This window comes from Pseudomonas sp. efr-133-TYG-23, assembly GCF_030209215.1.
Taxonomy (GTDB): domain Bacteria; phylum Pseudomonadota; class Gammaproteobacteria; order Pseudomonadales; family Pseudomonadaceae; genus Aquipseudomonas; species Aquipseudomonas rhodesiae.
Map to the genome: position 1 here is coordinate 1 of NZ_JARVSL010000047.1, position 25,415 is coordinate 25,415.

The 25,415-nt window shown below is 65.8% G+C and carries 14 protein-coding genes; 11 read left to right on the forward strand and 3 right to left on the reverse strand.

Going from position 1 to position 25,415, the window contains the following annotated elements:
* Positions 1 to 238 precede the first annotated feature (238 nt).
* Positions 239 to 841 (reverse strand): PulJ/GspJ family protein, encoded by a 603-nt coding sequence (locus QRN41_RS25070; protein WP_034113026.1) that lies wholly within the window; start codon positions 839 to 841, stop codon positions 239 to 241.
* A complete protein-coding gene (gene gspH / locus QRN41_RS25075) occupies positions 838 to 1,290 on the reverse strand; it encodes a type II secretion system minor pseudopilin GspH (RefSeq protein WP_167418383.1) in 453 nt (150 codons plus the stop codon). Before gspH ends, QRN41_RS25070 begins: the two co-directional genes overlap by 4 nt.
* A 93-nt stretch (positions 1,291 to 1,383) precedes the next feature.
* Here gspH and QRN41_RS25080 point away from each other — a divergent pair, with 93 nt between their 5' ends.
* Positions 1,384 to 1,815 carry a type II secretion system protein N gene (locus tag QRN41_RS25080; protein ID WP_167418382.1) on the forward strand — a complete coding sequence of 144 codons (432 nt, stop codon included), beginning with the start codon at positions 1,384 to 1,386 and terminating at the stop codon, positions 1,813 to 1,815.
* Here QRN41_RS25080 and gspI read toward each other — a convergent pair.
* On the reverse strand, positions 1,802 to 2,167 hold the full coding sequence (gene gspI / locus QRN41_RS25085; protein WP_034113028.1) for a type II secretion system minor pseudopilin GspI: 366 nt from the start codon (positions 2,165 to 2,167) through the stop codon (positions 1,802 to 1,804). The genes QRN41_RS25080 and gspI overlap by 14 nt on opposite strands.
* A 148-nt stretch (positions 2,168 to 2,315) precedes the next feature.
* Here gspI and gspG point away from each other — a divergent pair, with 148 nt between their 5' ends.
* The 10 genes from gspG (at position 2,316) to QRN41_RS25135 (ending at position 25,408) form a co-directional block, all read left to right on the forward strand.
* On the forward strand, positions 2,316 to 2,765 hold the full coding sequence (gene gspG / locus QRN41_RS25090) for a type II secretion system major pseudopilin GspG (RefSeq protein WP_034096914.1): 450 nt from the start codon (positions 2,316 to 2,318) through the stop codon (positions 2,763 to 2,765).
* 8 nt (positions 2,766 to 2,773) lie between these two features.
* On the forward strand, positions 2,774 to 3,652 hold the full coding sequence (gspK, locus tag QRN41_RS25095) for a type II secretion system minor pseudopilin GspK (protein WP_167418381.1): 879 nt from the start codon (positions 2,774 to 2,776) through the stop codon (positions 3,650 to 3,652).
* On the forward strand, positions 3,649 to 4,713 hold the full coding sequence (gene gspL / locus QRN41_RS25100) for a type II secretion system protein GspL (protein WP_167418380.1): 1,065 nt from the start codon (positions 3,649 to 3,651) through the stop codon (positions 4,711 to 4,713). Before gspK ends, gspL begins: the two co-directional genes overlap by 4 nt.
* On the forward strand, positions 4,706 to 5,218 hold the full coding sequence (locus QRN41_RS25105) for a type II secretion system protein M (RefSeq protein WP_167418379.1): 513 nt from the start codon (positions 4,706 to 4,708) through the stop codon (positions 5,216 to 5,218). The genes gspL and QRN41_RS25105 overlap by 8 nt, the downstream gene beginning before the upstream one ends.
* Complete coding sequence (gene gspD / locus QRN41_RS25110; RefSeq protein WP_167418378.1) at positions 5,215 to 7,533, forward strand: type II secretion system secretin GspD; 2,319 nt, start codon at positions 5,215 to 5,217, stop codon at positions 7,531 to 7,533. Before QRN41_RS25105 ends, gspD begins: the two co-directional genes overlap by 4 nt.
* Before the next feature lie 139 nt (positions 7,534 to 7,672).
* On the forward strand, positions 7,673 to 9,094 hold the full coding sequence (gene gspE, locus QRN41_RS25115) for a type II secretion system ATPase GspE (RefSeq protein WP_167418377.1): 1,422 nt from the start codon (positions 7,673 to 7,675) through the stop codon (positions 9,092 to 9,094).
* A complete protein-coding gene (gene gspF, locus QRN41_RS25120) occupies positions 9,091 to 10,296 on the forward strand; it encodes a type II secretion system inner membrane protein GspF (RefSeq protein ID WP_034138698.1) in 1,206 nt (401 codons plus the stop codon). The genes gspE and gspF overlap by 4 nt, the downstream gene beginning before the upstream one ends.
* Before the next feature lie 345 nt (positions 10,297 to 10,641).
* The gene (locus QRN41_RS25125) at positions 10,642 to 11,823 is read left to right on the forward strand and encodes a substrate-binding domain-containing protein (RefSeq protein ID WP_034138697.1); all 1,182 of its coding nucleotides are present in this window, start codon (positions 10,642 to 10,644) and stop codon (positions 11,821 to 11,823) included.
* A gap of 184 nt (positions 11,824 to 12,007) precedes the next feature.
* On the forward strand, positions 12,008 to 24,574 hold the full coding sequence (locus tag QRN41_RS25130) for a filamentous hemagglutinin family protein (RefSeq protein WP_167418376.1): 12,567 nt from the start codon (positions 12,008 to 12,010) through the stop codon (positions 24,572 to 24,574).
* A 240-nt stretch (positions 24,575 to 24,814) separates the two neighbouring features.
* Positions 24,815 to 25,408 (forward strand): transposase, encoded by a 594-nt coding sequence (locus QRN41_RS25135; RefSeq protein ID WP_034096922.1) that lies wholly within the window; start codon positions 24,815 to 24,817, stop codon positions 25,406 to 25,408.
* Positions 25,409 to 25,415 lie beyond the last annotated feature (7 nt).

Genomic DNA, 25,415 nt, shown 5'->3' on the forward strand with positions numbered 1-25,415 from the left:
GCAGCCCAGCGCGGGGCAAGCCCGCTCACCACAGAGTTATTTCAGCCTTTGAAACCTGTGTAGAGATCTATGGCTATCGGGGCCAAATGCACCGAGCTACAGGTTGGTGGCCCAGAGGAATTTAACTGTGGGAGGGTGCTTGACCCCGATGGCGGTGGGTCAGCCATACCTGTATCAGCTGACACGCCCTCATCGGGGCAAGCCGCCTCCCACAGTTTGCTCTTGCTGGGCAGAAACGCTACCGCAACGGCCCCACCACCTGGCGATAGCGTTCCACGCCTTGAGGTGTCTGCCTGACCAGTCGGATCTCCAGCCCCAACGGGTCATCGCGGCGGTTGCCGCTCAGTTGGCGCCAGCCTTTGTCGGCTTCCCATACCCGCACTTGCAAGTCGCTGACGCCACTCAATACCAGCACCCCATCCTTGGCCGCCGGCAATGGAAAGCGCGCGCGTGCCGGCGCGGCCGCGCGGTACAGGTCGTCGCCTTTGAGCCACCAGCGCACCCGTTGCAAGCCAGTGCCGGGGATGGCGGCGCTGCGGATCACCTCTAGCCTGAAGCCCTTGGTGTCGGAGCTGCGCACCGTCAGCGCGGCCAGTCCGTCCGGGGTCTTGGTTTCGTCCGTCGGAACGCTCAATTCCACGCTGGCCCGTAGGCTGATGTCGCGCTCCAACTGGTTCAAGGCCCGTAGCAATGCTTCGGTCTGTTCGGTGCTTGCCTGTAGGTGTTGATCGGCGCGGGTGACGCTGTCCAGGCCGCGCCAGGCGATCAGGCTGACCACCGCCATCAGCAAAATCGCCACCATCACTTCGATCAGGGTGAAGCCTTGCTGCGCGCGGTTCATGGTGCGCTCACCACGCGCAGCACACCGGCGGCGTCCCGTTGCAGGCTGAGGCGGTGTTGCCCGTCGGACAGCAGCACTCGCAACGGCGGCTTGATCCATTCGGCGTCAAGCACCAGGGTTTGGCGGGGCTCGATATCGATGTGCATGGGCGTGCTTTGCCACGGTCGCGGGCGCAATTGAGGATCGCCTTGGAAGGTGTCCAGGCTTAAACCATCGTCGCTGCGGCGGCTGAAGCGAAAGCCCTTGGCGTCCGCGCGCCAGGTAATCGGGCGACCGTCCGCGCGGGCTTCGGCCTGGGCCACTTGTAGCAATTGGCTCAGGCGTTCGGCGTCCTGGCGCAGCAGGTGCAGCGGGTCGGGCTTGATGCTCAGGCTGATGGCGGCACTGGCGATGCCGATGATCACCAGCACCACCATCAGCTCGATCAGGGTGAAGCCGCGTTGGTTCATCGGTCGGTGCCCGGTAAGTCAGGGTGTTTGTGAAATAAAAACGTGCGAATTGCGCGGTAGGCTGATGGCACGGACAAACAGGAGGTCCCGCTCATGGCAATTTCCCTGCGTTTTTGCGCAGCCCACGGCGTGCAGCTCGGCGCGCTGCTGGCCGCGTTGGCTGCTGTGGTGGTGTGGACGCCGCTGTTGCTCACGTCCGCCGAATCCCATACGCCCGCTGCCACGCCCCAGGCCCTGGCGGCGCGCAGCGATAACCCGGCATTGCAATGGTTCTCCACCACGCCGGCGGCAGTGCAGGTCAAGGTTACCGGGGTGCTGGCCGGGGCCCGTGGCGCGGTGGCGATCCTCAGCCTCAACGACGGCCCGCCGCGCAGTTTCCAGGTGGGCGAACGCCTCGCCCCAGGGGTGCGCTTGACGCTCATTGAAGGCGACGCGGTGCAGATCGAGCGCGGCGGCGAAACCCTGCAGGTCAAGATGAACAAATTGCCGGATGCGCCGGCGCTGGCGCCGCTCACTCGGCCCTGACCTGGGTGGTCAGGCGCGCCAGCGGTGGCGCCTCGCGGCTGGCGTCGAGTACTTGCACCTGCACCTGATACAGCGGGCCCGCACGTTCGATGGTCTGCTCGCAGCGTAATTTCAAGCGGCCCTGATCACAGTCGAAGGTCTTCCTGCCACTGCGCAGTTGCCCCTCCAGACGCAGCTCCGCCAGGCGACTCTGAGCCGCAAGCAAGGCCATGGACTTGTCCCGCAGCAGGCCGTTGCTCTGGGTCATCACCCCGGCCACGCGCACGGCGGCGGCCATGGCCACGGCGATAATCGCCAGCGCCACCAGCACTTCAATCAACGTAAAACCTTGCGCGTGGCGATAGCCGTGCATGGCGCTCTCCAAGCCCGGAAACAGGCCCGCAGACTAGCGCGGCGAGTTGACCGATTGGCGACCGAAACTCCCGAGGATTTTCAATACGACTGACATGTCTTCTTGCAACACTGCGCCCCGAACTGCACTCACCCCAAGGAATGTCGAGATGGATATCGCGCGCCTGACCTGCCCACTGCCCAGTCCTCGCGGCCAGCGTGGTTTTACCCTGATCGAGATCATGGTGGTGGTGGTGATCCTCGGGATTCTCGCCGCAATGGTGGTGCCCAAAGTGCTCGACCGTCCGGACCAGGCCCGCGCCACCGCCGCCCGGCAGGACATCGGCGGGTTGATGCAGGCGCTGAAGCTCTATCGCCTCGATCACGGCACTTACCCGAGCATGAACCAGGGCCTGAAAGTGCTGGTGGAGCGCCCGGCGGATGCCAAGAACAGCAACTGGCGTGCCTACCTCGACCGCTTGCCCAACGACCCTTGGGGCCACCCGTATCACTACCTCAACCCGGGTGCCAATGGTGAAATCGACGTGTTCTCCCTGGGCGCCGACGGCCAACCCGATGGCGACGGTGTGAATGCCGATATCGGCTCCTGGCAGTTGTAAGGCCCGCCATGAAACGGCATTCGCCCATGACGGCGAAGCAGCGCGGCATCGCGATTATCAGCGCCTTGCTGATCGCGGCGGTGGTGGCGGTGATTGCCGCCGGCCTGCTGACGCGCCAGCGCGTGTTCACCCGCAGCCTGGAGGCCGAACAATTGCGTATCCAGGGCCAGTGGCTATTGCTCGGTGCATTGGAGGACAGTCGGCAGCGGCTATGGGAGGCGCGTCAGAAGGACGTGCTGACCCGTCTCGACCAACCGTGGGCGCGTGCTCAAAAAGGCCTATTTGAAGGGCGCCTGGAAGACGAGCAGGGCAAGTTCAACCTGCGCAATCTGGTCAACCGGGGGCGGCCGGATGCCGAGCAGGTGCAGAACTTCGAACGGTTGTGCGGCTTGATCGGCGTCGACGGGGCGTTGAGTCGCCGCATCAGTCAGCGGGTGATCGCCTCGTATGACCAAACCGAGCAACCGGCCAAGTACCCGATGCTGCGCAACCTTGACGACCTGAGCAGTGTGGAAGGGCTCGACCCGCTGCTGTTGCAGCGCATGCAGGGGTTTGTCAGCGTGTTGCCCGGGGTCACCTGGGTCAACGGCAACACCGCCCGCGCCGAAGTGCTCAGTGCGGTGGTACCGGGGTTGAGCCTGAGCCAGGCCCAGGCGCTGGTGGCCGAACGGGACGGCGGGCGCTGGTTTATCAACCGTGGCGATTTCGTCAACCGCCTGCACTTGCCCCAGGTGGCGGTGGAGTCGGTGCTGGTGGGCATCACCAGTGAGTGGTTTCGCCTGCAAGGCCAGACCCGCCGCGAACAGCGCCGGGTAACCCTCGACGCCTTGCTGCACCGCCCGGAAAACCGCCAGCCCCAAGTGATCTGGTCGCGGGTGGGGGCATGAAGCGCCTGCGTATCGGCTTGCCGCCCCTCGACCAACTGAGTGTCGACAGCCCGGTGACCTTCGTCTGGCTTGAACGTGGCGCGGTGGTGGCCCACGGGCAGGCCAGCCTGGCCGAACTGGGCAAGACTCGCCAGCCCTTGGACTGTTTTCTGCACCCGCGCGACAGCCTGCTGACCTGTCTGGATCTGCCGCCGCTGCCGCCGAGCAAAACCCATGCAGCGGTGACCTGCGCGGCGCAGGCGCTGGTGCTGGGGCCGCTGGAGCAGATGCACGTCGCTCACGGCCCACGGGGCAGCGATGGGCGCGTGCAGGTGGGCTGGGTGCCCAAGGCCGGGCTGGCGCGGTTGGATCAAGTGTTGAGCCAGGCACAATTGAAGCTGCGCGGTCTGTATCCGGCGCCCTATGCCTTGCCGGTGGGCGGCGCAGCGTTAGAGGACGGCTACGGCCTGAGTCGCGACAGCCTGCACCTGGCGACGGTGCATCCGCTGGGCTTGCCGCCACTGGCGACGCCCCCGCTGGAGCCCGCGCAGCGCTGGAGCGGTGCGCTACCCGGCTGGGGCTTGCAGGCGCGCCCAAGCCAACCGTCGGGCGCCGGCTGGGGTAGGGCGCTGGCGTGCGTCGCGCTGGCCGTCGCCCTCTGGACCCTCGGCCTCAACTTGTACGCTGCCCGCCAGGCGGACGCGGGCCAACGGCTCAAGACGCAGATGAGCCAGCAAGTGCGCCAGGCGTTTCCCGAATTGCCGGTGGTGCTCAACCCTTTGCAGCAGGCGCGACAACAATTGGCCGCGCGCCAGGGCGGTACGGACACCGGCCCACGTTTCAGCGCCTTGCTGCAACTGGTCGGCAACCACCTGCCGTTTATGGTCGGCAGTGTTGAGCAATTGACCTTCGAGCAAGGCCGCCTGCACCTGGCGCTGCTGGCCGGCAGTCGTCAGCCGGCGCAGCCGGGGGAATGGCAAGCGGCGTTGGCCCAGGCCGGGTATGCCGCCACGCGCGATGAGCAGGGCTGGAGCATCGGCCCCACACAACCTGTCGAGAACGCCGAGGCCAGCGATGAATAAGTGGCTACGCGTGCGCGGCCAGGCCCAGGTGTTCTGGGCCGCTCTGGCCCAGCGTGAAAAACGCCTGCTGATCGGTGCCGGGCTGCTGCTGGCCAGCCTGTTGACCTGGCTGGTACTGGTGCAGCCGGCCTTGAAAAAAATCGCTTACTGGCAGGCCGAAACCCCCAAGCTGCGCGCCCAGGCCGAGGCCTTGCAGGTGCTGCTGCAGGATGTGGCCGCACCCCAGGTCGCCGACGACAACGCGCTGCGCCAGGCCCTTGATGGCGCCGGTCTGCGCGGCCATTACCAATTGCAGACTCTGGACCCCGGCGCATGGCGCCTGACCTTCGACAATGCCCCGGCCGACGCGGCGCTGGGCTGGCTGCTGGGCAATGTACGCACGTTTTCTCTGGAGGTGTCCGAGGCGCGTCTACAACGTGCCGGGGATGCCGTCGACAACTCGGCCGGCACTGTGTCCGGGACCGTTCGCATGGATCAGGCGCTTGGCGCTAAGGACGCTTCATGAAGTGGTCAGTCCCCCCGTTTCGCACCGTTGCGCCGCTGCTGTTGCTGGCCCTCAGTGCGTGCAGTTCCCAGGAGGCGCACAAACCCTTGCTGGTGGACAGCGAACTCGGCCAGCCCTTGGCCGACACCCGCCGTAGCGGTGCAACCGCGCTGGATCGCCAACGCGAGCCGGCCGCCAGGCCCCCGGTCAAACACGCGGTGACCAGCAGCGCCCGTGGCCAGGCCCCGGCCACCGTGAAGGTGCGCAACCCGCTGGGGGACCAGCCGGTGCAGCTCAACTTTGTCGATGCCGATATCCAGGCGGTGGTGCGCGCGTTGTCCCGTGCCACCGGCCAGCAATTCCTGGTGGACCCTCGGGTCAAAGGCAACCTGACCCTGGTCAGCGAAGGCCAGGTACCGGCCCATCAGGCTTACGACATGCTGCTGGCGGCATTGCGCATGCAAGGTTTCAGCGTGGTGGATGTGGGCGGCGTGGCCCAAGTGGTGCCGGAGGCGGATGCCAAGCTGCTCGGCGGGCCGATCTACAGCGCCGGCAGCAGCGGCATGCAGACCCGCACCTTTCGCCTGCAATATGAGAACGCGGTGAACCTGATCCCGGTGCTGCGCCCGATCGTGTCGCCAAACAACCCGATCAACGCATACCCCGGCAATAACAGCATCGTGATCACCGATTACGCCGACAACCTCGCGCGCGTCGCGCAGATCATCAGCGGTATCGACACCCCCAGTGCCATCGACACCGATGTGGTGCAGGTGCAGAACGGCATCGCGGTGGACATCGCAGCCATGGTCGCCGAACTGTTGGAGACCCAGGGCGCGGACCCGACCCAGAAGATCAATGTGGTGGGCGACCCGCGCTCCAACGCCATCATCATCCGCGCCGGCAGCCCCGAGCGCACCGAGCTGGCGCGCAACCTGATCTACAAACTCGACAATGCCCAGAGCAACCCCAGCAATATGCATGTGGTGTATTTGCGCAACGCCCAGGCCGGCAAACTGGCGCAGTCGTTGCGTGGGTTGCTCACCGGCGAAAGTGAGTCGGGGGTCAGTGATGAAGCGCGCAACAAGCTCAGCGCCATGGGCGGCAACAGCCTGAACACGACAGCTGGCGGCGCAGCCCCGGCCGGCAGCGGCGCGCCCACCGGCAGCGGCGTGCAGCCGGTTTATGGGCAAACCGGCGCCGCCACCACCGCAACCAGCGGCACCAGCGCCGCCAGCGATCAGAACACCGCGTTCAGTGCCGGCGGCGTGACCATCCAGGCCGACGCCACCACCAATACCTTGCTGATCTCCGCGCCGGACCCGTTGTACCGCAACCTGCGTGAGGTGATCGATATGCTCGATCAGCGTCGCGCTCAGGTAGTGATCGAAAGCCTGATCGTCGAGGTAGGGGAAGATGACGCCACCGAGTTTGGCGTGCAATGGCAGGCCGGCAACCTGGGGGGTAAAGGTGGGTTCGGCGGCGTCAACCTGGGCGGCACTGGTATCAATGGCAGCCCCGCCAGCAAAACCAGTATCGACGTGCTGCCCAAGGGCCTGAATATCGGCCTGGTGGACGGCACCGTGGATATCCCGGGGATCGGCAAAGTGCTGGACCTCAAGGTGCTGGCCCGTGCGTTGAAAAGCAAAGGCGGCACCAATGTGTTGTCCACGCCGAACCTGCTGACCCTGGACAACGAAGCTGCGAGTATTTTCGTCGGCCAGACCATTCCCTTCGTCACCGGCAGCTATGTGACCGGCGGCGGAGGCACCAGCAACAACCCGTTCCAGACCGTCACGCGCGAAGAGGTCGGGCTCAAGCTCAACGTACGCCCGCAGATTTCCGAAGGCGGCACGGTGAAGCTGGATATCTATCAAGAGGTCAGCAGCCTGGATGCGCGGGCAACCGTAAGTGCCGGCGCGGTGACCAACAAGCGCGCGATCGACACCAGCATCCTCTTGGATGACGGGCAGATCATGGTGCTCGGCGGCCTGTTGCAGGATGGCTACAGCCAGAGCAACGACGCGGTGCCGTGGCTGTCGGATATCCCCGGGCTGGGGGCGCTGTTCCGCAATCAAAAGCGCAGCGTCAACAAGACCAACCTGATGGTGTTCCTGCGGCCCTACATCATCCGCGACAGCGGCGCCGGGCGCAGCATTACCGTGAACCGCTACAACTTCATGCGCCGCGCCCAGGGCGCATTGCAACCGGAACACAGTTGGGCCATGCCGGATGTGCAGGCGCCGCAGTTGCCGGCGGTGGAGAAGGCGATTCCGGGCGCGCAACCGGGGCCGAGGGCTGCTATCCGCGCAGTGCCGGTGGACGCACGACCATGAAGTTAAATGAAGATCCAAATGTGGGAGGGGGCTTGCCCCCGATGAGGGTGTCTCAGCCACAGATGGACAAACTGATCCACCGCTATCGCGGGCAAGCCCGCTCCCATATTTGCACCGCGCTCGGTCAGGAAGATGCCTTGTGAGCCTTCTCCCTTACGCCTGGGCCAAGGCCCAACGCATCCTGCTGCGCCCCGGTGACAGCGGCCTGTTGCTCACCGTGTGCCCCTCGACGCCCGGTTGGGCCATCGGTGAAGCGCGCCGCCAGTTCGGCGAGTCGCCCGTGGAGCAGGTGCGCGACGACGAACTGGACGGCCTGCTCGCCACGGCCTACGCCGACACCGGCAGCGCCGCCGCTGTGGTGGGCGCGGCGGAAAACGAAGTCGACCTCGACCGCCTGATGCAGGCCATCCCCGAGATCACCGACCTGCTCGACACCCAGGACGGCGCGCCGGTGATCCGCATGATCAACGCCTTGCTCACCCAGGCCGCGCGGGACGAGGCCAGCGATATTCATATCGAACCTTATGAAAGCCACTCGGTGGTGCGCTACCGCGTCGACGGCACCCTGCGCGACGTGGTGTCGCCGCGCAAGGCGCTGCACGGCGCGTTGGTGTCGCGGATCAAGATCATGGCGCAGCTGGACATCGCCGAAAAACGCCTGCCCCAGGACGGCCGTATCGCCCTGCGTGTGGCCGGGCGGCCGATTGATATCCGCGTGTCGACGGTGCCGACCGGCCACGGCGAGCGCGTGGTGATGCGCCTGCTCGACAAACAGGCTGGGCGCTTGCAGCTGGAAACCCTGGGCATGGACCCGCAGTTGCTGGTGCGCCTCGATACGCTGATCCGCCAGCCCCACGGCATCGTGTTGGTGACCGGCCCCACCGGCAGCGGCAAAACCACCAGCCTCTACGCCGCCCTGGCGCGGTTGGACGCCAGCACGCGCAATATCCTCACCGTGGAAGACCCGGTGGAGTACGACCTGCCGGGCATCAGCCAGATCCAGGTCAACGCCAAGATCGACATGACCTTCGCCCTGGCCCTGCGCGCAATCCTGCGCCAGGACCCGGACATCATCATGATCGGTGAGATCCGTGACCTGGAAACTGCGCAGATCGCCGTGCAAGCCTCGCTGACCGGGCACCTGGTGCTCGCCACCCTGCACACCAACGACGCGGTGTCGGCGGTCAACCGCCTGGTGGACATGGGCGTGGAACCGTTTCTGTTAGCGTCGTCGTTGCTGGGGGTGTTGGCCCAGCGTTTGGTGCGGCGGCTGTGCCCGCACTGTAAGCAGCCGGACCCGACCGCGCCGGGCACCTGGCGCCCGGTGGGTTGTGCGCAGTGCAATCAGGTGGGCTACAGCGGACGCACGGGGATCCATGAGTTGTTTTATGTCGACGATGCGGTGCGCGGGCTGATTCATCAAGGTGCCGGGGAACAGGACGTGCGAGTGGCGGCACGCCGCGCCGGCATGTTCAGCCTGCGCGAAGACGGCGAGCGCTGGGTGCGCAGCGGCACCACCGCGCCGGAAGAAATCCTGCGCGTGACCCGGGACGCCGGATGAATCGCTATCGCTATGAAGCCGCCGATGCCAGCGGCCGCATCGAGACCGGGCAAACCGAAGCCGACAGCCAGAGCGCGGCCTTCAGCCTGTTGCGCGGTCGCGGCCTGACCGTGCTGGCGTTACAGGAGCAAACCCCGGCAACGGCAGGCGGCGGCCTGTTCACTGCCAAGCTCTCCGACAACGACCTGGCCTGGGCCACCCGGCAACTGGCGAGTCTGCTCGGTGCCAGCCTGCCCCTGGAAGCGGCCTTGAGCGCCACGGTGGAGCAGGCCGAGAAAAAACACATCGCCCAGACCCTCAGTGCGGTACGCACCGATGTGCGCGGCGGCATGCGCCTGGCCGATGCCCTGGCTGCGCGGCCACGGGATTTTCCGTCGATTTACCGCGCGCTGATCGCAGCGGGGGAGGAGTCTGGCGACCTGGCCCAGGTCATGGAGCGTCTGGCCGACTACATCGAAGAGCGCAACAACCTGCGGGGCAAGATCCTTACCGCGTTTATCTACCCCGGCGTGGTGGGGCTGGTGTCCATCGGCATCGTGATCTTCCTGCTCAGCTACGTGGTGCCCCAGGTTGTCAGCGCGTTCTCCCAGGCACGCCAGGACCTGCCGGGGCTGACCCTGGCCATGCTCAACGCCAGCGACTTTATTCGCGCCTGGGGCTGGCTGTGCTTTAGCGGCCTGGTCGGTGCGTTCTGGGGCTGGCGCCTGTACCTACGCAATCCGCTGGCGCGCCTCAATTGGCACAGCCGCGTGCTGCGCTTGCCACTGATCGGGCGCTTTGTGCTGGGCTTGAACACTGCACGCTTTGCCTCGACCCTGGCCATTCTCGGCGGTGCCGGCGTGCCGTTGCTGCGCGCCCTGGAAGCGGCGCGGCAAACCCTGTCCAACGAGCGCCTGAGCCAATGCGTGAGCGACGCCACGGCCAAGGTGCGCGAAGGGGTCAACCTGGCGCCGGCGCTGGCGGTGGAGAAAGTCTTTCCGCCGGTGCTGATCCACCTGATCGCCAGTGGCGAAAAAACCGGGTCGCTGCCGCCGATGCTCGAACGCGCCGCACAGACCCTGTCCAAGGACATCGAACGTCGCGCCATGGGTATGACCGCGCTGCTGGAGCCCCTGATGATCGTGGTGATGGGCGCGGTGGTGCTGGTGATCGTGATGGCGGTGCTGTTGCCGATCATCGAAATCAACCAATTGGTCACCTGATACGCGCCGGGTTTTGCCTGGCTCCCGATGGCGCGGGGCCAAGCTCGGGTTCCTCATTCCGTCATCTTTCAACTCCATGCATGGCCCTGCGGCCAGTGGCGAAAACCATTGCGCTCGGCGGCGCCCAAACCGCTCAAAACGATGACCGAAACACCCGAGAATCTTTTTCAAAATCAAGCGCTTTCTCCCGAGGTTTTTTCCTTTAGCTGTCATCGGATGCTGCGAAATTTCCTACCCATGGCCTCCGCCTTCGCCACCCCCGGAACACGGCCTGGGTCCGAAGCCATGGCGTCATGCAAGAGCCATCTACCCCAAACGTACAAACACGATGAAAGGAGATTCTTCATGTTTAAGCGCAACGTTCTCGCGGTATCCATGACCCTCGCTGCACTGTGCTCGGCCCAGGCGGCCATGGCGGACATCAACGGCGGCGGCGCCACGCTGCCACAACCGCTGTACCAGACCGCTGGCGTACTCACCACCGGCTTCGCACCCTACATCGGTGTGGGCAGCGGCAACGGCAAGTCGGCGTTCCTGAACAACGACTACACCAAGTTCGTGGCCGGCGTGACTAACAAGAACGTGCATTGGGCCGGCAGCGATTCCAAGCTGAGCGCCGCTGAGTTGCTGGCTTACAAAACCAACAAGCAACCGACCTGGGGCAAATTGATCCAGGTGCCGTCGGTGGCCACGTCGGTGGCGATTCCGTTCAATAAGGCGGGCGCCAACGCCGTCGATTTGAGCGTCAGCCAGCTGTGCGGTGTGTTCTCCGGCCGCCTGACCGACTGGAGCCAGATCACCGGCGCTGGCCGTACCGGCCCGATCACCCTGGTGTATCGCAGCGAGTCCAGCGGCACCACTGAACTGTTCACGCGCTTCCTGAACGCCAAGTGCGCCGAAGCTCAACCGTTCGCCGTGACCACCACGTTCTCGTCCAGCTACGGTGGTGGCCTGCCGTCGACCGCTGTCGCCGCCGCCGGTAGCCAAGGCGTGATGGACGCGCTGAACGCTGTGGAAGGTCGCATCACCTACATGAGCCCGGATTACGCCGCGACCACCCTGGCCGGCCTGGATGACGCCACCAAAGTCGCCAAAGTCGCCGGTGTTTCCCCTGCGCCTGCCAACGTGTCGACCGCCATCGGCCAGATTCCTGCGCCCACCGAAGCGCGGGCTGACGGCTCGTTCATCGACGCGACCAACCAGGACAACTGGGTACCGGTCTTCGCGGCCACGGCCAGCGGCTCAGCCACCTTCGCTTACCCTTCGAGCGGCTATCCGATCCTGGGTTTCACCAACCTGATCTTCAGCCAGTGCTATGCCGATGCGACCCAGACCACCCAAGTGCGCGGCTTCTTCAACCGCCACTACGGCAGCCTGGTGAACAACGACACCGCCATCAACAACAACCGCTTCGTGCCGCTGCCAGCGAACTGGAAAAAAGCCGTGCGTGACACCTTCGCCACCGCCACCAGCGCTCAAGGCATCGGCAACACCAGCGTGTGCAACGCCATCGGTCGTCCGCTGTAACCCCCGCTGTTCAGCATCGCTTTACCAATCAGCAACGGCCCGTGCCGTTGCTGATTTTTTTTTGCGCTAACAGCCGTATATGAACTTTGCGTGACAGAAGTTCAGTCCGGCCTCTCGCCAACCGCCTAACCCTCATACGTGAGCCTGTGTTGCTCCTGGCGATAACAAAGAAGGAAGTGTCCCGATGGTCCGCTGCAAACCCACGCTTAAGCTGAATGTCCAGGGCTCACGGGCCCAGACTGTGTTGCGTCTCAAGCCGCTGGCGCAGGTCATCGCCTTATGGGTGGTGGCGGGCAACGCCTCGGCGGCGACTGCGTTCAGTCCGGCGTGGTTCGCGGCCAAGGGGGCGACCCAGGCGACCACGGCGGCGCGCATCAGTGCCGGGCAGATGCCGTCGGTGCCGACCCTGAACCAGCAGGCGCGGGTCAATCAGCAGTTGGCGCGTTCCATCAGCACCCTGAACACCAGCGTCGCGGCGATTGCGGCGCAGCAGGCCGCTCAGGCCGCCGGCCGGCAAGCGGCGTTCGGCCAGGTGTCGACGGTTCCCGATGGCCTGGGCAAAGGCGGCCTGCAAGTGGACAACAGCCTGACCCAGGGCTGGACCAACGCCAAGGCGCCGACCCAGACCCAGGCCGGCGGCAAGACCACGGTGAGCATCGAGCAGACCGCCGACAAGGCGATCCTCAATTGGGAAACCTTCAACGTCGGGCGCAACACCACGGTGGACTTCCAGCAGCAGTCCACCTGGGCAGTACTCAACCGCGTCAACGACGCCCAGGCTCGCCCCAGCGAAATCCAGGGCCAGATCAAGGGCGCAGGGACGGTGATGATCATGAACCGTAACGGGGTGGTGTTCAGCGGCACCAGCCAGGTCAACGTGCGCAACCTGGTAGCGGCGGCGGCGAACATCACCGATGAACAGTTCACCCAGCGCGGCCTGTATGTCGACACCAATGGCACCCAACCGACATTCACCGACGCGGCGGGCAAGGTCCAGGTGCAGCGCGGCGCATTGATCCAGACCCACAACGCCGCCACCTCCACCGACGCCGGCGGCTATGCCTTGCTGCTGGGCAGCGACGTGGAAAACGCCGGCATCATCATCACCGCCAAGGGCCAGACTACCTTGGCGGCCGGTGACAGTTTCTACATCCGCAAAGGCGTGGGCACGGCGGGTAACGAGCGTTCCACCACCCGTGGCAATGAAGTCGCCACCAGCCTCAAGGCGGGCAGCACCGCGGGAGCGGTGACCAACAGCGGCCTGATCATGGCGTCCACCGGCGACGTCACCCTGACCGGCCATCAGGTGCAGCAGAACGGCGTGGCCCTGGCCAGCACCTCGGTGGACACTCGCGGCACCGTGCACTTGCTCAACGCGGCCAGCGACAGCAGCGGCAGCGTCAGCCTGGGGGAGGGCAGCACCACCGCGATCCTGCTGGACGCCAGTGGCAGCACCGCACTCAACAGTCAGAAAGACAATGGCCTGATCAAACTCGACGGCAGCCCCGCCAATTTGATCGGCGGCGCGTTCAACCACCTCAGCGCGGTAGCCGACCGCACGGACCAGTCACGGATCGAGATCGTCAGCGGCGGCACTGTGGATTTCCGCAAGGGCTCGATCACCCTCGCCACCGGCGGCCAGGTGGCCGTCAGTGCCGGCCAGCGCAGCCTGGTGCGCGACGGGGCGATGATCGATGTATCGGGGGCCGTCGGCGTCAAGGTGGCGATGGAAGCCAACAACATCAAGATCAACGTGCAGGGTAACGAGCAGCGCGATGCGTCGGTCAACCGCGACAACGGCCAACTGATCAACAGCGATGTGTGGGTCGACCTACGCGACCTGGTGTTTGTGCCGGCCGGCACCAATGGCTACGCCACCGACCGCTGGTACACCGCCGGTGGCCTGCTGGAAGTCGGCGGTTACCTTGGCACCCAGGGCCATTCGGTGGGTGAATGGATGGCCCAGGGCGGCACCGTGACCTTTACCGGCAAGGAAGCGGTGACCCAACAGGGCGCGCAGATCAATCTGTCGGGCGGCACTGTGGACGTGCAAGGCGGCTATATCCGCCAGACCTGGCTCAAGGGGCCGAATCGGCGTTTGTACGAGCTGTCCAAAGCGCCCGGCGACATTCTCTATTCCGGTATCTACAAGGGTTACGAAGACACTAGCGTGCGCTGGGGCCAGACCGAGTATTACTACAACCCGCTGATCGCCCCCCAAGGCCGCAATGAGGCCGGGTACACCGTGGGCCGGGACGCCGGCAAACTGGTGGTCGGCACCTCCAGCGCGGTGCTGGAAGGCCGCCTGATCAGCGATGTATTCCAGGGTGACCGCCAGACCCAGGCGCCCATGCCCAACCTGGACGGTTACCAGCAATCCCAGAAGGCCATGGCCCAGCTCGCGCAGTTGATCGTGGGCCAGTACACGCCGTTCTACAACAAAGCCAACGGCACCTTGCGCTACGCCTTGGGGGCGAACGCCGATCAGGTGACGCTCGAAAACGACACGCAAGCGATTGCCGATGGCCTGGACCTCGCCAATGCATTGCCGGCCGACCGCCAGGGCAAGATCGTGCTCGACAGCGACCTGCTCAATGCCGCGCCGTTGGGCGCCATCAAGGTCGCGGCTCGCCAGCAGGTCAGCGTCAATGGCGCGCTGCGCGTGGCCGACGGCGGCGATATCACCCTGTTCGGGCCGCGCGTCGACATCAATGCCAACCTCACGGCCCACGGCGGCAGCCTTAACGCCGGCAACATTCTCAGCCAGGTCAACCCGTTCAAGGCCGGCGTGGTCGAGGACACCACCCTGGCCGGTGGCGCGCAGGTCACGCTGGGCGCAGGCGTCAAACTCGACACCAGCGGGCGCTGGAATAACCTGCTGCTGGAACCCGGCAATGGCAGCGGCCTGGCGTATATCAACGGCGGCAAGGTTTCGCTGCGCAGTTCGAGCCAGTTGAACTTGGCGGCCGGCAGCGGGGTGGACGTGTCCTCCGGGGCCACCCTGGGGGTAGACGGCAAGCTGATCGGCGGCAAAGGCGGCAACGTGACCCTGGGCGCCCTCGGCGCTCTGGCCCTGGATGGCGACGTGCGCGGTTATGGCGTCAATGGCGGCGGCACCTTGGCCTTGCAGGCGCGCACGGTGCAGATCGGCAACCGTGTCGGCGCGATGGACCCGGACACCTTGCACCTGGCCGGCGACTTCTTCGACAAGGGCTTCTCGGCCTACGACATCACCGGCAACGAAGGGCTGATCGTCACCGACGGCACTCAAGTGAATGTCAGCCTGCCGACCTATCGATTGGGCGCGCAGGCATCCACGGTGGCGACCGGCGACGCACCGACCACGGCCCTGGAGCAGTGGACCTCGCCGCTGTATCAGGAAGATGCCGCCAAAGGCGTGCTGACCCAGCGTCGCGGCGCCGGTTTGAGCCTTACCGCCGGCAATGTATTCGCCACGGCGGCGCAACTGGCGAGCACGGCCTTGACCGTGGGCCAGGGGGCGGTGATCAACGTCGATCCTGGGCAGGCCATCAACTTGCGCAGCGTCGGTCAGTTGACAATGGATGGCACGCTCAATGCCTGGGGCGGCAGCGTCAGCCTTGAGGGGCTGACTGCAGCCACTTCGGAAGCGGTGAATGCGGCCGGTCATGGCCGCTCGATCTGGGTTGGCGAGCACGCACTGATCGATGTGGCAGCGCGGGCAGCCACGGCGGTGGACAGCCAAGGGCGCCGTTATGGCGTGGTGCGTGACGGCGGCAGCATCAGCCTGGGCGGCACGCTGGACCTGAACACCGGCCTGGCCAAGGCCAGCGACCTGTTTGTGGTAGTCCGCGACGGCGCACGACTGGACGCCTCCGGCACCCAAGCCGAGCTGACGGTGCCGGGGCAGGGCACGGTGTCGGTAGCCAGCAACGGCGGCAGCATCAGCCTGGCCTCCAACAACGGCCTGTACCTGGAGGGCAGCGTGATGGCCAGGGCCGGTGGCGCTGGCGCGGCGGGCGGCAGTCTTAACCTGGCGCTGGAGAGCCCGTATTACACCAAGACCGGGGTCGCTGACCGGGTGCTCAAGGTGCGTGAACTGGTGCTCGGCCAAGGGCATCCACCGAGCGCTCTGGCCGGCACGCCCGCAGCGGCGGCCGACAGCCTGGACTATGGGCACGCACGTCTGGGCGTGGATCAAGTCCAGGCCGGCGGCTTCGATAACCTCGCGCTGCTGAGCAATGGTTTGCTGAGCTTTGACGGCGACATCCGCCTGAATATGGGCCAGAGCCTGCGTCTGTACAGCCGTGGCTATGGCCTGAGCGACAACGCCGCCGCCACGGCACGCATTGACCTGTCGGCGCCGCACCTGCTGCTGGCGGGCTATCTGCCGCCCCCCGAGAGCGGCAAGGATTTCTACGTACGTCCGGTGCCGGTGCTGCCGGTGCCGTCCCAGCGTGCCACTCAGGCGCAGTTCAACGCCGAGGGGCAGTTGGTCGAAGTGCGTGGCAATGTGATCTTCGGTAACCGCAGCAGTCTGTACCGCGCCGACGCCAGCCAGGCCAGCCTTGAGCGCCGTGGCTTCGACCAGGTCAACCTGACCAGCCAGGGCGACTTGCGCTTTCTGGCGGGGACTTCCGTGAACGACATCATCACCGGCGTCAGCACCCAGTTGCTGACCCAGGGCGACATGACCTTGCGCGCGGCGCAGGTGTACCCCGCCACGGACGTCAGTGCCCGGGTGATTGCCGGCTACCTCGGTGAGTCCAGCACCATTACCCAGGGCCTGGACTTTAATCCGCTGCGCAGCTTGACCCTTGGCCGCGTCGGCAGCACGGATGCGGCGTTGCCGTATTCGGCGTTCGGGCGCCTGCAACTGGGCGCCGCCACCGTCAAGCAAGGCGGCGTGGTGCGCGCGCCGCTGGGCCTGATCAATATCGGCAGCATGGGCAGCAGCCAGGTGCAATTGCTGCCGGGCAGCGTCACTTCGGTGAGCGGCAAGGGGTTGGTGCTGCCCTATGGCGGCACCCTGGACGGGCAGGTCTACACCTATAACGGCAAGACCGTGACCTTTCTCGGTCAGGGTGGGTTGGTCAATACCAACAGCGACCTGAGCGTCGGCGTGATTCTGGGCGGCCAGTCGGTGGCCGTGCAGTCGGGGGCGGTCGTCGATCTGTCGGGCGGTGGCGAGCTGCTGGGCGCCGGGTTTATCTCCGGACGCGGCGGCTCCACGGATGCGCGCTACAACCCCCTGGTGCAGTTCGGTGCCAGTGCCGGGTTCGTGCTGCCGGGGCTGTCCACCAACCCGATCTACGCCATTGTGCCGGGGGCGCAGCCGGGTGCGGCGCCGGTAGCGGCCGAGGGCGGTGCCGTGGCGCCGTTGGTGGGCCAACAGGTCACCATCGGCGCCGGGGTGCCGGGCTTGCCGGCCGGCACCTACACCTTGATGCCGTCCACCTACGCGCTGATGCCGGGGGCTTATCGCGTGGAGATCAATGGCCTGGCGGGGCTGGGCAGCGACAGCGCGACCACCTTGATGCGCAACGGCTCATGGGCCACCTCCGGGCAGTTGTCGATTGCCCATACCGGCATCCGCAACAGCGTCGCCACCCCGTTGATCCTGACTTCGGCGGACACCCTGCGACGCTATTCCCAATACAACGAAACCAGTTACGCCCAGTTCGCCAAGGCCGATGCCGCCCGGTTGGGCGTACCGCGCCCTCTGCTGGAAGCCGACGCCAAAACCCTGAAGTTGGCCCTGCGCCCCGGCGCGGGGGCCGACGGGTTTTCATTCAACGGTATCGGGCGCTTTGACGCCGCCACCGGCGGCTACGGCGGTACGGTCGCGGTGCTCGACCAGAGCCGGCTGGGTATCGAGGTGGTGGCGCCGCAGGCGTCTGCCACCGCCGGTTTCGGCGGCATCAGCCTCAGAGCCGACACCCTCAATGCTATCGGTGCCGCACGGTTGATGATCGGCGGCATGACGGTGGTGGATTACGGTCAGTCGGGTAACTTCATCAGCCTGGCCAGCGGGGTGAATGCCGCCAACAGCAACATCACTGTGCGGGCCGGTGCCACCCTGGCGGCGCCGGAAGTGTTCCTGGTCAGCGACACCGGCGCCATCGTGGTGGAGCAGGGCGCCTCCCTCAACACCTTGGGCCGGGGTAAGGCCAGCTACGATGCCCGCGACGGGTTTATTTATCAGGTCGCCAATATGCTCGGGGTGTCCAACGGCTTGCTCAACGTGGTCAGTGCCTCGCGGCCCGGCGGTGTGATCAGCGAGGGGATCAACGTCGGCGCCTGCGCTGCCCAATCTTGCGTCGGCCAGACCGGGCTGTACTCCGAGGGCAGTATCGTGGCCCTGACCGACGGCACGTTCCAACTGGGCGACCCAGTGCGCTATGGCACCCGTCACCTCAACCTGGGCGTGAGCACCATCAACCTGGGCAGCGTCGAAGCCCTGGCCGCGGCGGCCGCCGGCAACCGCTTGCCGGCCGGTTTGACCTTGAACCAGGCACTGCTCGACCGCCTACTGCGCGGCGACACGCAACTCGGCGCCCCGGCCTTGGAAACCCTGCAACTGTCGGCGCGCGACGGGTTCAACCTGTATGGCAACGCCAGCCTCGACACCTATGACCCGCTGACCGGCAAATCGCTGCTGAGCAACCTGATGCTGTCCACTCCGGCGCTGTACGGCGCCGGCGACGCCAACGACGTGGCGACCCTGCACACCACCAATCTGATCTGGCTGGGCGCCACCCAGGCCCCGGGCGCAGTGGTAACGGGCGGTGCGGGCACCGGCAGCGGGCGCCTGGATATCAACGCCGAGCGCATTGAGTTCGGGTATGGCGCCTTCGGTCAGCCGAGCAACGTGAAAAGCTTCGACCGGTTGGCCCTGGGCTTTGCCACGGTGAATCTCAACGCCAGCGAACGCATTACCGCCAACCACAAAGGCAGCCTGTCGGTGTACCAGCGCCAGGGTGCCTATGACCCGGTCAGCGGTTACCAGTACAGCGGCGGCAACTTGACCATTCGCACGCCGTTGATGACCGGTGAGGCCGGTTCGGTGAACAACATCAAGGCGGGCGGTGCGATTGACATCGGTGCGTCATCAGGCCCCCGTGGCAACGCCAACGGCCAGGGCGCACAACTGTCCCTGCAAGGCGACAGCCTGCGCGTGGCCAGTGCGGTGGTATTGCCCAGCGGTAAAGTCAGCCTCAGTACACGGGGTGATCTGGTGCTGACCGACGACGCCCTGATCGATGTGGCCGGCCGTGCGATGCGCTTCAACGATGTGACCCAATACGGCTGGGGCGGCGACGTGCTGCTGGACAGCCGCAGCGGCAATATCCTGCAGGCGGCGGGCTCGACCATCGACCTGTCGGCCCAGCACAACCAGGCCGGCAAATTGCGCGCGGTGGCCACGGATGCGGCGGGCGGTATCGTCGACCTGCGAGGCAAGATCCTCGGCAGCAGCAGTGGCTACTTCAACGCCGGCGGCACCTCGATGCCGCAACCGGCGGGCAGCGTGGAGATCCAGGCGCAGCGCCTGGGCAGCAGCGGTGCCTTGGACCAACAGTTCGCCGACCTCAACCAACGCCTGAACCAGGGCCAGGTGTTCGGCGCGCGCAGTTTCCAACTCAAACAAGGCGACCTGACCATCGGCGATGGGCTCAAGGCCGGCAGCATCAGTGTGTCGGTGGACAACGGCAGCCTGCGGGTCACTGGCCTGGTGGATGCCAGCGGCGAGCGCGTCGGCAGTATCAACCTGGCCGGCAAGCACGGCCTGACCCTGGACGGCAGCGCCGTGCTCGATGCCCACGGCAGCAAGTTGCGGGTGGACAGCTACGGCAAGATCATCGACGCGCCGAACCGTGCCATGGTGGTGCTGGGGTCCGGCGATGGCCAACTGACCCTGGCCGACGGCGTGCGCATCGACCTGCGCCACGGCACTGCCGCCAGCGGCAACGACGGGCGCCCGCGCGGCACCCTGGAGCTGAATGCGCCGCGCCTGATCAACCCGGATGGCAGCAGCAATGACGTGGCCATCGACGCTCACGGGCGGTTGACCATCCAGGGCGCGCGCTCCATCACCCTCAACGGCATGGCGCGCTATGACGATGCGCCGGAAAAAACCGACCCGACCGCCAGCGGCAGGCCGTACCAGGAAATCACCCAGGGCTACCTGGACCAGAAACACGCCCTGAGCGACGCCTTTATCAATGCGGCGCTGCTCAACCAGAACCTGCTGGATAACAAACTCGCCGGCCTGAACAACGCCACCTACGCCGATGCCTTCCACCTGCGCCCCGGGGTGGAAATCGTCAGTAAAACCCTGGATGGCGACCTGGTGGTGCAGGGTGACCTGGACCTGTCCGGCTACCGCTATGCCAGCCTCAACCCCCATAGCGTCAAGGACAACGCGGTCTACGGCTCCGGTGAATCCGGCAGCCTGACCCTGCGCGCCGGCGGCGACCTGAATATCTACGGCAGCCTCAACGATGGCTTCGCCAAACCGCCGGTGTCCGAGGATGACAAAGGCTGGGTGCTGCTACCGGGCGTCGACTTCAGCGGCGGCACCATCGTGGTGCCGGGCAACGGCGTGACCCTGGCCGATGGCACGGCGTTCCCGGCCGGTAGCACGTTAAATTACGACCTGCCTATCAAAGCGCTGACCATGGCCGCCGGCACCCGCTTGCCGGTGGCCGCGACGCTGGGCCAGGAGCTGGTATTGCCAGCGGGCAGCGTGGTCTCGGCCGATGTGCGCGATGCCGGCGGCAACCTGTTGCTCGCTGCGGGCACCCTGTTGCGTGAGGCGCAGACCCTGGCGATCGGCACCCAATTGGGCGCCGGCACACTGTTGGCCCAAGGCACCCGACTGGACGGTATGACCTGGCCCAAGGGTGTGCCGCTGCCGGCGATACACCAGGCGAACCCGGCCAACAACACGGTGCAGCTCAGTGGCAGCAAAGCCTTGCCCAAGGGCGCACTGATCCCGGCTGGGACCGATGTGAAACTGCCCAACAATGCGACCTCGGTCGCCCTGCGCGTCGGGGTTTCCGGCCCGGCCGGGCAGGTCTGGGCGATTTCGCCGATGCTGGCCGAAGGTACCCAGTCGTGGTCTTTGCGCCTGGTGGCGGGCGCCGATACCGAGGCGGCGGACAGCCGCCTGCTGCAAGCTCATCCGCGCAGTGGCGATATGCACTTGGCGGACAACCACTACGGGATGTTCGCCAAGCAATTGCCGAGCAAGGGCGTTCAGACCTGGACCGCCCTGGCGGTGGCTGAACTGAGTGGCGCCGGTGTGGATGTCAAGGTAGGTGACCCCATCGAGCAATCGTTGCTTGACGTGTTGGGCGCGGGCTCTATCGAGGATTTCTGTGCCAGTTCGCCGGACTACTGCGCAATGAAAGTCACCTACGTGTGGACTCAGAAAGCGGCCGATGACTTGTTGGAACAGGCCGGTATCGTGATTCCGGTGGGGGCGGTGATCACCAATGAATTCCTGGCCGACCTGCAATTGCCGGGGGTGGACGAGGTGTGCGGCCAACTGCCGGAATACTGCGCGGCCCAGAACAAGACCGAATACGGCGCCACGCCGTCGAGCACGCGCTGGAGTGTGATCCGCACCGGCAGCGGCGACCTTGAACTGTTGAGCGCGGGCAACCTGCAGATGGACTCGTTGTTCGGCGTGTACACCGCGGGCACCTCATCGACCGGCACCTTCGCCGGTGACCCCTACAACCTGCCGAAGGCAAAGCGGGCGGGCGCCGATCCGTTGACCAGCACGGTGCTGAACGACGCCGGCAGCTTCTTCGAACAGTTCGTCAACGGCTCGTCCACCAGTCTGTACCGCGCTTGGTACCCGGAGGCCGGCGGCAATCTGACCCTGAATGTGGGCGGTGACCTGACCGGGCATATCACCAGCAGCGTAGCCAGCAGCGTGCGCCCCAACCCCAAGGATGTCGGGGTCGACTCGGCGGCCGTCGGCAATTGGCTATGGCGCCAGGGCAGCGGTGCCGTGGCGACGGGCGGGCCGGCGCAACCGACGGCCTGGTGGATCAACTTCGGCAGTTACACCGCCACCGCGGCGGCGGACAAACTGCTCGGTTTCACCGGCTTTGGCACCCTGGGCGGCGGCAACCTGGACGTCAATGTGAGCGGCAACGCCGGGGTGCTGGATACCTTGGGGTACAGCGTTTATCGCCCCGAAGTGAACCCCCACAGCCAGGGCTTGGTTCTGGCCGTCGGCAGTACCGGACGGATCGCCGCCGATGGCAGCCAGCAGCTGACCGGTGGCGGCGATTTGCGTGTCCGCATCGGCGGCGCGCTGAACCCCGCCAGCGTGGCCGCCACCACGGACCACCGTGACGGCGTGCTGGTCAACCTGCGCGGCGACGTGCAGTTGCGCAGCGCGACCGTGGGCAGTGTCGACCTGCTGTACGGCAGCACGGCGCGAAGCCAAAGCCCGGGTGAAACCCGCGCGTTCGACCCGCAGGTCGCGACCCGTGGCGTTGCCCGTGGCGGCATGACCCTGGTCCCCGGTGATGCCACGTTCAACCTGCAGACACTGGGTGATTTGGTGGTGCAGAACGTCGAAGACCCAGGCCGGGTGGTGCTCTCCCATGTGTCGCCGTTTGCCCAAGGCGCCTCACTTGGCGGCGGTTCCAGCTGGTTTACGCTGTGGACCCGAGACACGGCCATCGACCTGTTTTCCCTGGGCGGCAACCTCACGCCCTTCAGCCGCATCGACGCGCTCCCCGACTTGGCGGTGGTGTATCCCTCGATCCTCAGGGCCACCGCCGCCGGCGGCAGCCTGTATTACGGTAAAGCGGCCGAGGCCCAGGCCAACGGCGATAACACCTACATGTTCCCCTTGCTGTTGGCGCCCGCCGACAATGGCCAGTTGCAGTTCCTCGCCCAGGATTCAATCTACGCTGGCGGCATGACCGTCAGCCGCTCCGGCACCGCTGGCAGCGCCATGGCGACACCTTGGAATCCGGCCTTCCAAGGCATGCTCGGCACCCAGGTGGTGGCGAGCAACCTGTCGGCCAGCGGTAACCTGGATGCCCGCGCGCTGTTCGCGTTCGGGCCCGGCACCACGTCCGCATCCACCGGCGGGCGTGGCGAGCCCGCGCGGTTTTATGCCATGGACGGCGACTTGGTGGGGGTCAGCAGTGGCCGGATCATTCGGTTCGACACCTCCCCTGGCAGCTTGCATGAAGGTCAGACCTGGTACGAAGGCAGCGGCCCGGTCCGCATGCTGGCCGGGCGGGATATCGTCAGCAGCGGGCGCGCGTTCGGCGATGACATGATGTTTGGCCGTTCGAGCAATAACCTGTTTATGCACGACGCGACCCAGGACATCTCCATCGTGTCCGCCGGGCGCGACATTCTCTACAGCAGCTTCCAGGTGGCCGGCCCTGGCCTGCTGGAAGTCTCGGCCGGGCGCAATATCCTGCTTACCGGTGTCGGCGGTGAGCACAGCGTAACCAGCCTCGGCGCGGTGTTGCCGGGCGACAACCGCCCCGGCGCGAGCATCGTTATGCAGGCCGGTGTGGGCGCCAGTGGGCCGGATTACAGTCGGTTCGTCGAGGCTTACCTGAACCCGCTCAATCAGGCGCAGGCCGGTGAATCCTTGCAGAGCGGCAAAGTCGCCAAGACCTACGACGATGAATTGGTCAGTTGGCTCGCCGAGCGCTTCGGCTTTGTCGGCGACACCGTCCAGGCTCGCGCCTACTACGCTGCGTTGCCCGCCGAGCAGCAACGGGTGTTTGCCCGCGACGTGTATTTCGCTGAGCTCAAGGCCGCCGGTCGCGAATACACCCAGGCCGGCGGCGTGCGCCAGGGCAGTTACGTGCGAGGTCGCGCAGCGATTGCAGCGCTGTTTCCGACCAAGGACGTGGCCGGCAACCCGATCACGTATCAGGGCGATATCACTCTGTTCAACGGCTCGGGTGTACACACCAACGCTGGCGGAGCGATTCAGATGCTCACTCCGGGCGGCAGCCAGACCTTCGGTATCGAAGGCGCGGCGCCACCGTCGACGGCGGGTGTGATCACCCAAGGCGCGGGGGATATCCAGCTGTACTCGATGGGCAGCATTCTCCTGGGGCAAAGCCGCATCATGACCACCTTCGGCGGCTCGATCCTGGGCTGGACCGCCCAGGGCGATATCAACGCCGGCCGTGGCTCCAAGACCACCGTGGTGTACACGCCGCCCAAGCGTGTCTATGACAACTGGGGCAACGTCGGCCTGTCGCCGTCGGTACCGAGCACCGGGGCGGGGATCGCCACCCTGAACCCGATCCCGGAAGTGCCGGCGGGAGATATCGACCTGATCGCGCCGCTGGGCACCATCGATGCGGGCGAGGCGGGCATTCGCGTGTCCGGCAACGTCAACATCGCCGCCTTGCGCGTGGTGAACGCGACGAATATTCAGACCCAGGGCAAATCCAGCGGCGTGCCGGTGACGGCCACGGTCAATACCGGCGCCCTGAGTTCCGCCAGCGCCGCCGGGGCGGCCGCCTCCCAGGCTGCGGAAGACGCCGCGCGCAGCCAGCAGGCGGCGGCCAGGCAGAGCCGGGCGTCGATCGTCACCGTGGAGGTGTTGAGCTTCGGCTCCGAGCCGGTGCCGCGTGAGCCGCAAGAGCAGCAGAAAACCTCGGCCTACAACCCCGACAGCCCTGTGCAGGTGCTGGGCGCCGGGCCGCTGAGCGAACAGGCGCGGGCGCGGTTGACCGACGAGGAGCGCAGACAAATCAGCCTTTAACGGGCGCCAGAACCTCTCGATGGACCTTGGGGGCGATCTATGATCGCCCCGTTTTTTTTCGGCGCGCAGCCCTGCGTGATCAGCGCGTAAATGCCCCCGACCCAATCCCAAATGAAGCTTTCATGACAAAAGTTCGGTAGCCCATGGCCACTCCCGTCTCTCCTGTGTAACGCGCTCGACAGCATCCACAAGGTGCTCATCACGCGCATGCGGCAGGCCAGGAGTGGGGCAATGGGAACTATGGAACGTTATTCGAAAGTGGGCATGCAGGAGCTTGATCAGCGCCTGTCGAAGATCGTCGAAGCGGCGCGCAAGAAGCCGGTGTCGGTCTATCGCTACGGGGCGCCCTGGGTGTGGATCGTGTCCCAGGAAGATTGGCAGGGCGCGTTAAAAGAGGTCTCCAGTTACATCCCCGCCGGTCATTCCCTGGTGCTGCTGCGCCCGCAGATCGACGAGGCGCTCGACCAGCACCGCGACTGGCTGGCGGCCGAGCCGTCGATGACGATCGCGCCGCAGACCGTGCTGCAGATCCTGCTGCTGCAATTGCTGTATTCGGTGCCCAGCGAGCAGCAACTGCATGAACAGCTCAATTACAACCTGCTGTTCCGCTGGTTCGTCGGCCTGGGGTTGAACCAGAAGGTCTGGAGCATCCAGGTGCTGACCCGCGACATCGCCACGCTGCTGAGCAACCCGCGCGCGGTGCAACTGATTCAGAAAATCATCGGTGAAGTGTTCTGTGGCGCCTTGCTGCACATGCCGGAGTTCTCCTTGAACTTCGCCCTGTTGCACACCTGGCTGGCACGGCATGGCAACCCTGCGATCGCTAGCCATTGAGCCGGCC

Bases quoted from the DNA above. Each gene is read 5' to 3' on its own strand.
- QRN41_RS25070 (WP_034113026.1), bottom strand. From the start codon at position 841: ATGAACCGCGCGCAGCAAGGCTTCACCCTGATCGAAGTGATGGTGGCG.
- gspH (WP_167418383.1), bottom strand. From the start codon at position 1,290: ATGAACCAACGCGGCTTCACCCTGATCGAGCTGATGGTGGTGCTGGTG.
- QRN41_RS25080 (WP_167418382.1), top strand. From the start codon at position 1,384: ATGGCAATTTCCCTGCGTTTTTGCGCAGCCCACGGCGTGCAGCTCGGC.
- gspI (WP_034113028.1), bottom strand. From the start codon at position 2,167: ATGCACGGCTATCGCCACGCGCAAGGTTTTACGTTGATTGAAGTGCTG.
- gspG (WP_034096914.1), top strand. From the start codon at position 2,316: ATGGATATCGCGCGCCTGACCTGCCCACTGCCCAGTCCTCGCGGCCAG.
- gspK (WP_167418381.1), top strand. From the start codon at position 2,774: ATGAAACGGCATTCGCCCATGACGGCGAAGCAGCGCGGCATCGCGATT.
- gspL (WP_167418380.1), top strand. From the start codon at position 3,649: ATGAAGCGCCTGCGTATCGGCTTGCCGCCCCTCGACCAACTGAGTGTC.
- QRN41_RS25105 (WP_167418379.1), top strand. From the start codon at position 4,706: ATGAATAAGTGGCTACGCGTGCGCGGCCAGGCCCAGGTGTTCTGGGCC.
- gspD (WP_167418378.1), top strand. From the start codon at position 5,215: ATGAAGTGGTCAGTCCCCCCGTTTCGCACCGTTGCGCCGCTGCTGTTG.
- gspF (WP_034138698.1), top strand. From the start codon at position 9,091: ATGAATCGCTATCGCTATGAAGCCGCCGATGCCAGCGGCCGCATCGAG.
- QRN41_RS25125 (WP_034138697.1), top strand. From the start codon at position 10,642: ATGTTTAAGCGCAACGTTCTCGCGGTATCCATGACCCTCGCTGCACTG.
- QRN41_RS25130 (WP_167418376.1), top strand. From the start codon at position 12,008: ATGGTCCGCTGCAAACCCACGCTTAAGCTGAATGTCCAGGGCTCACGG.
- QRN41_RS25135 (WP_034096922.1), top strand. From the start codon at position 24,815: ATGGAACGTTATTCGAAAGTGGGCATGCAGGAGCTTGATCAGCGCCTG.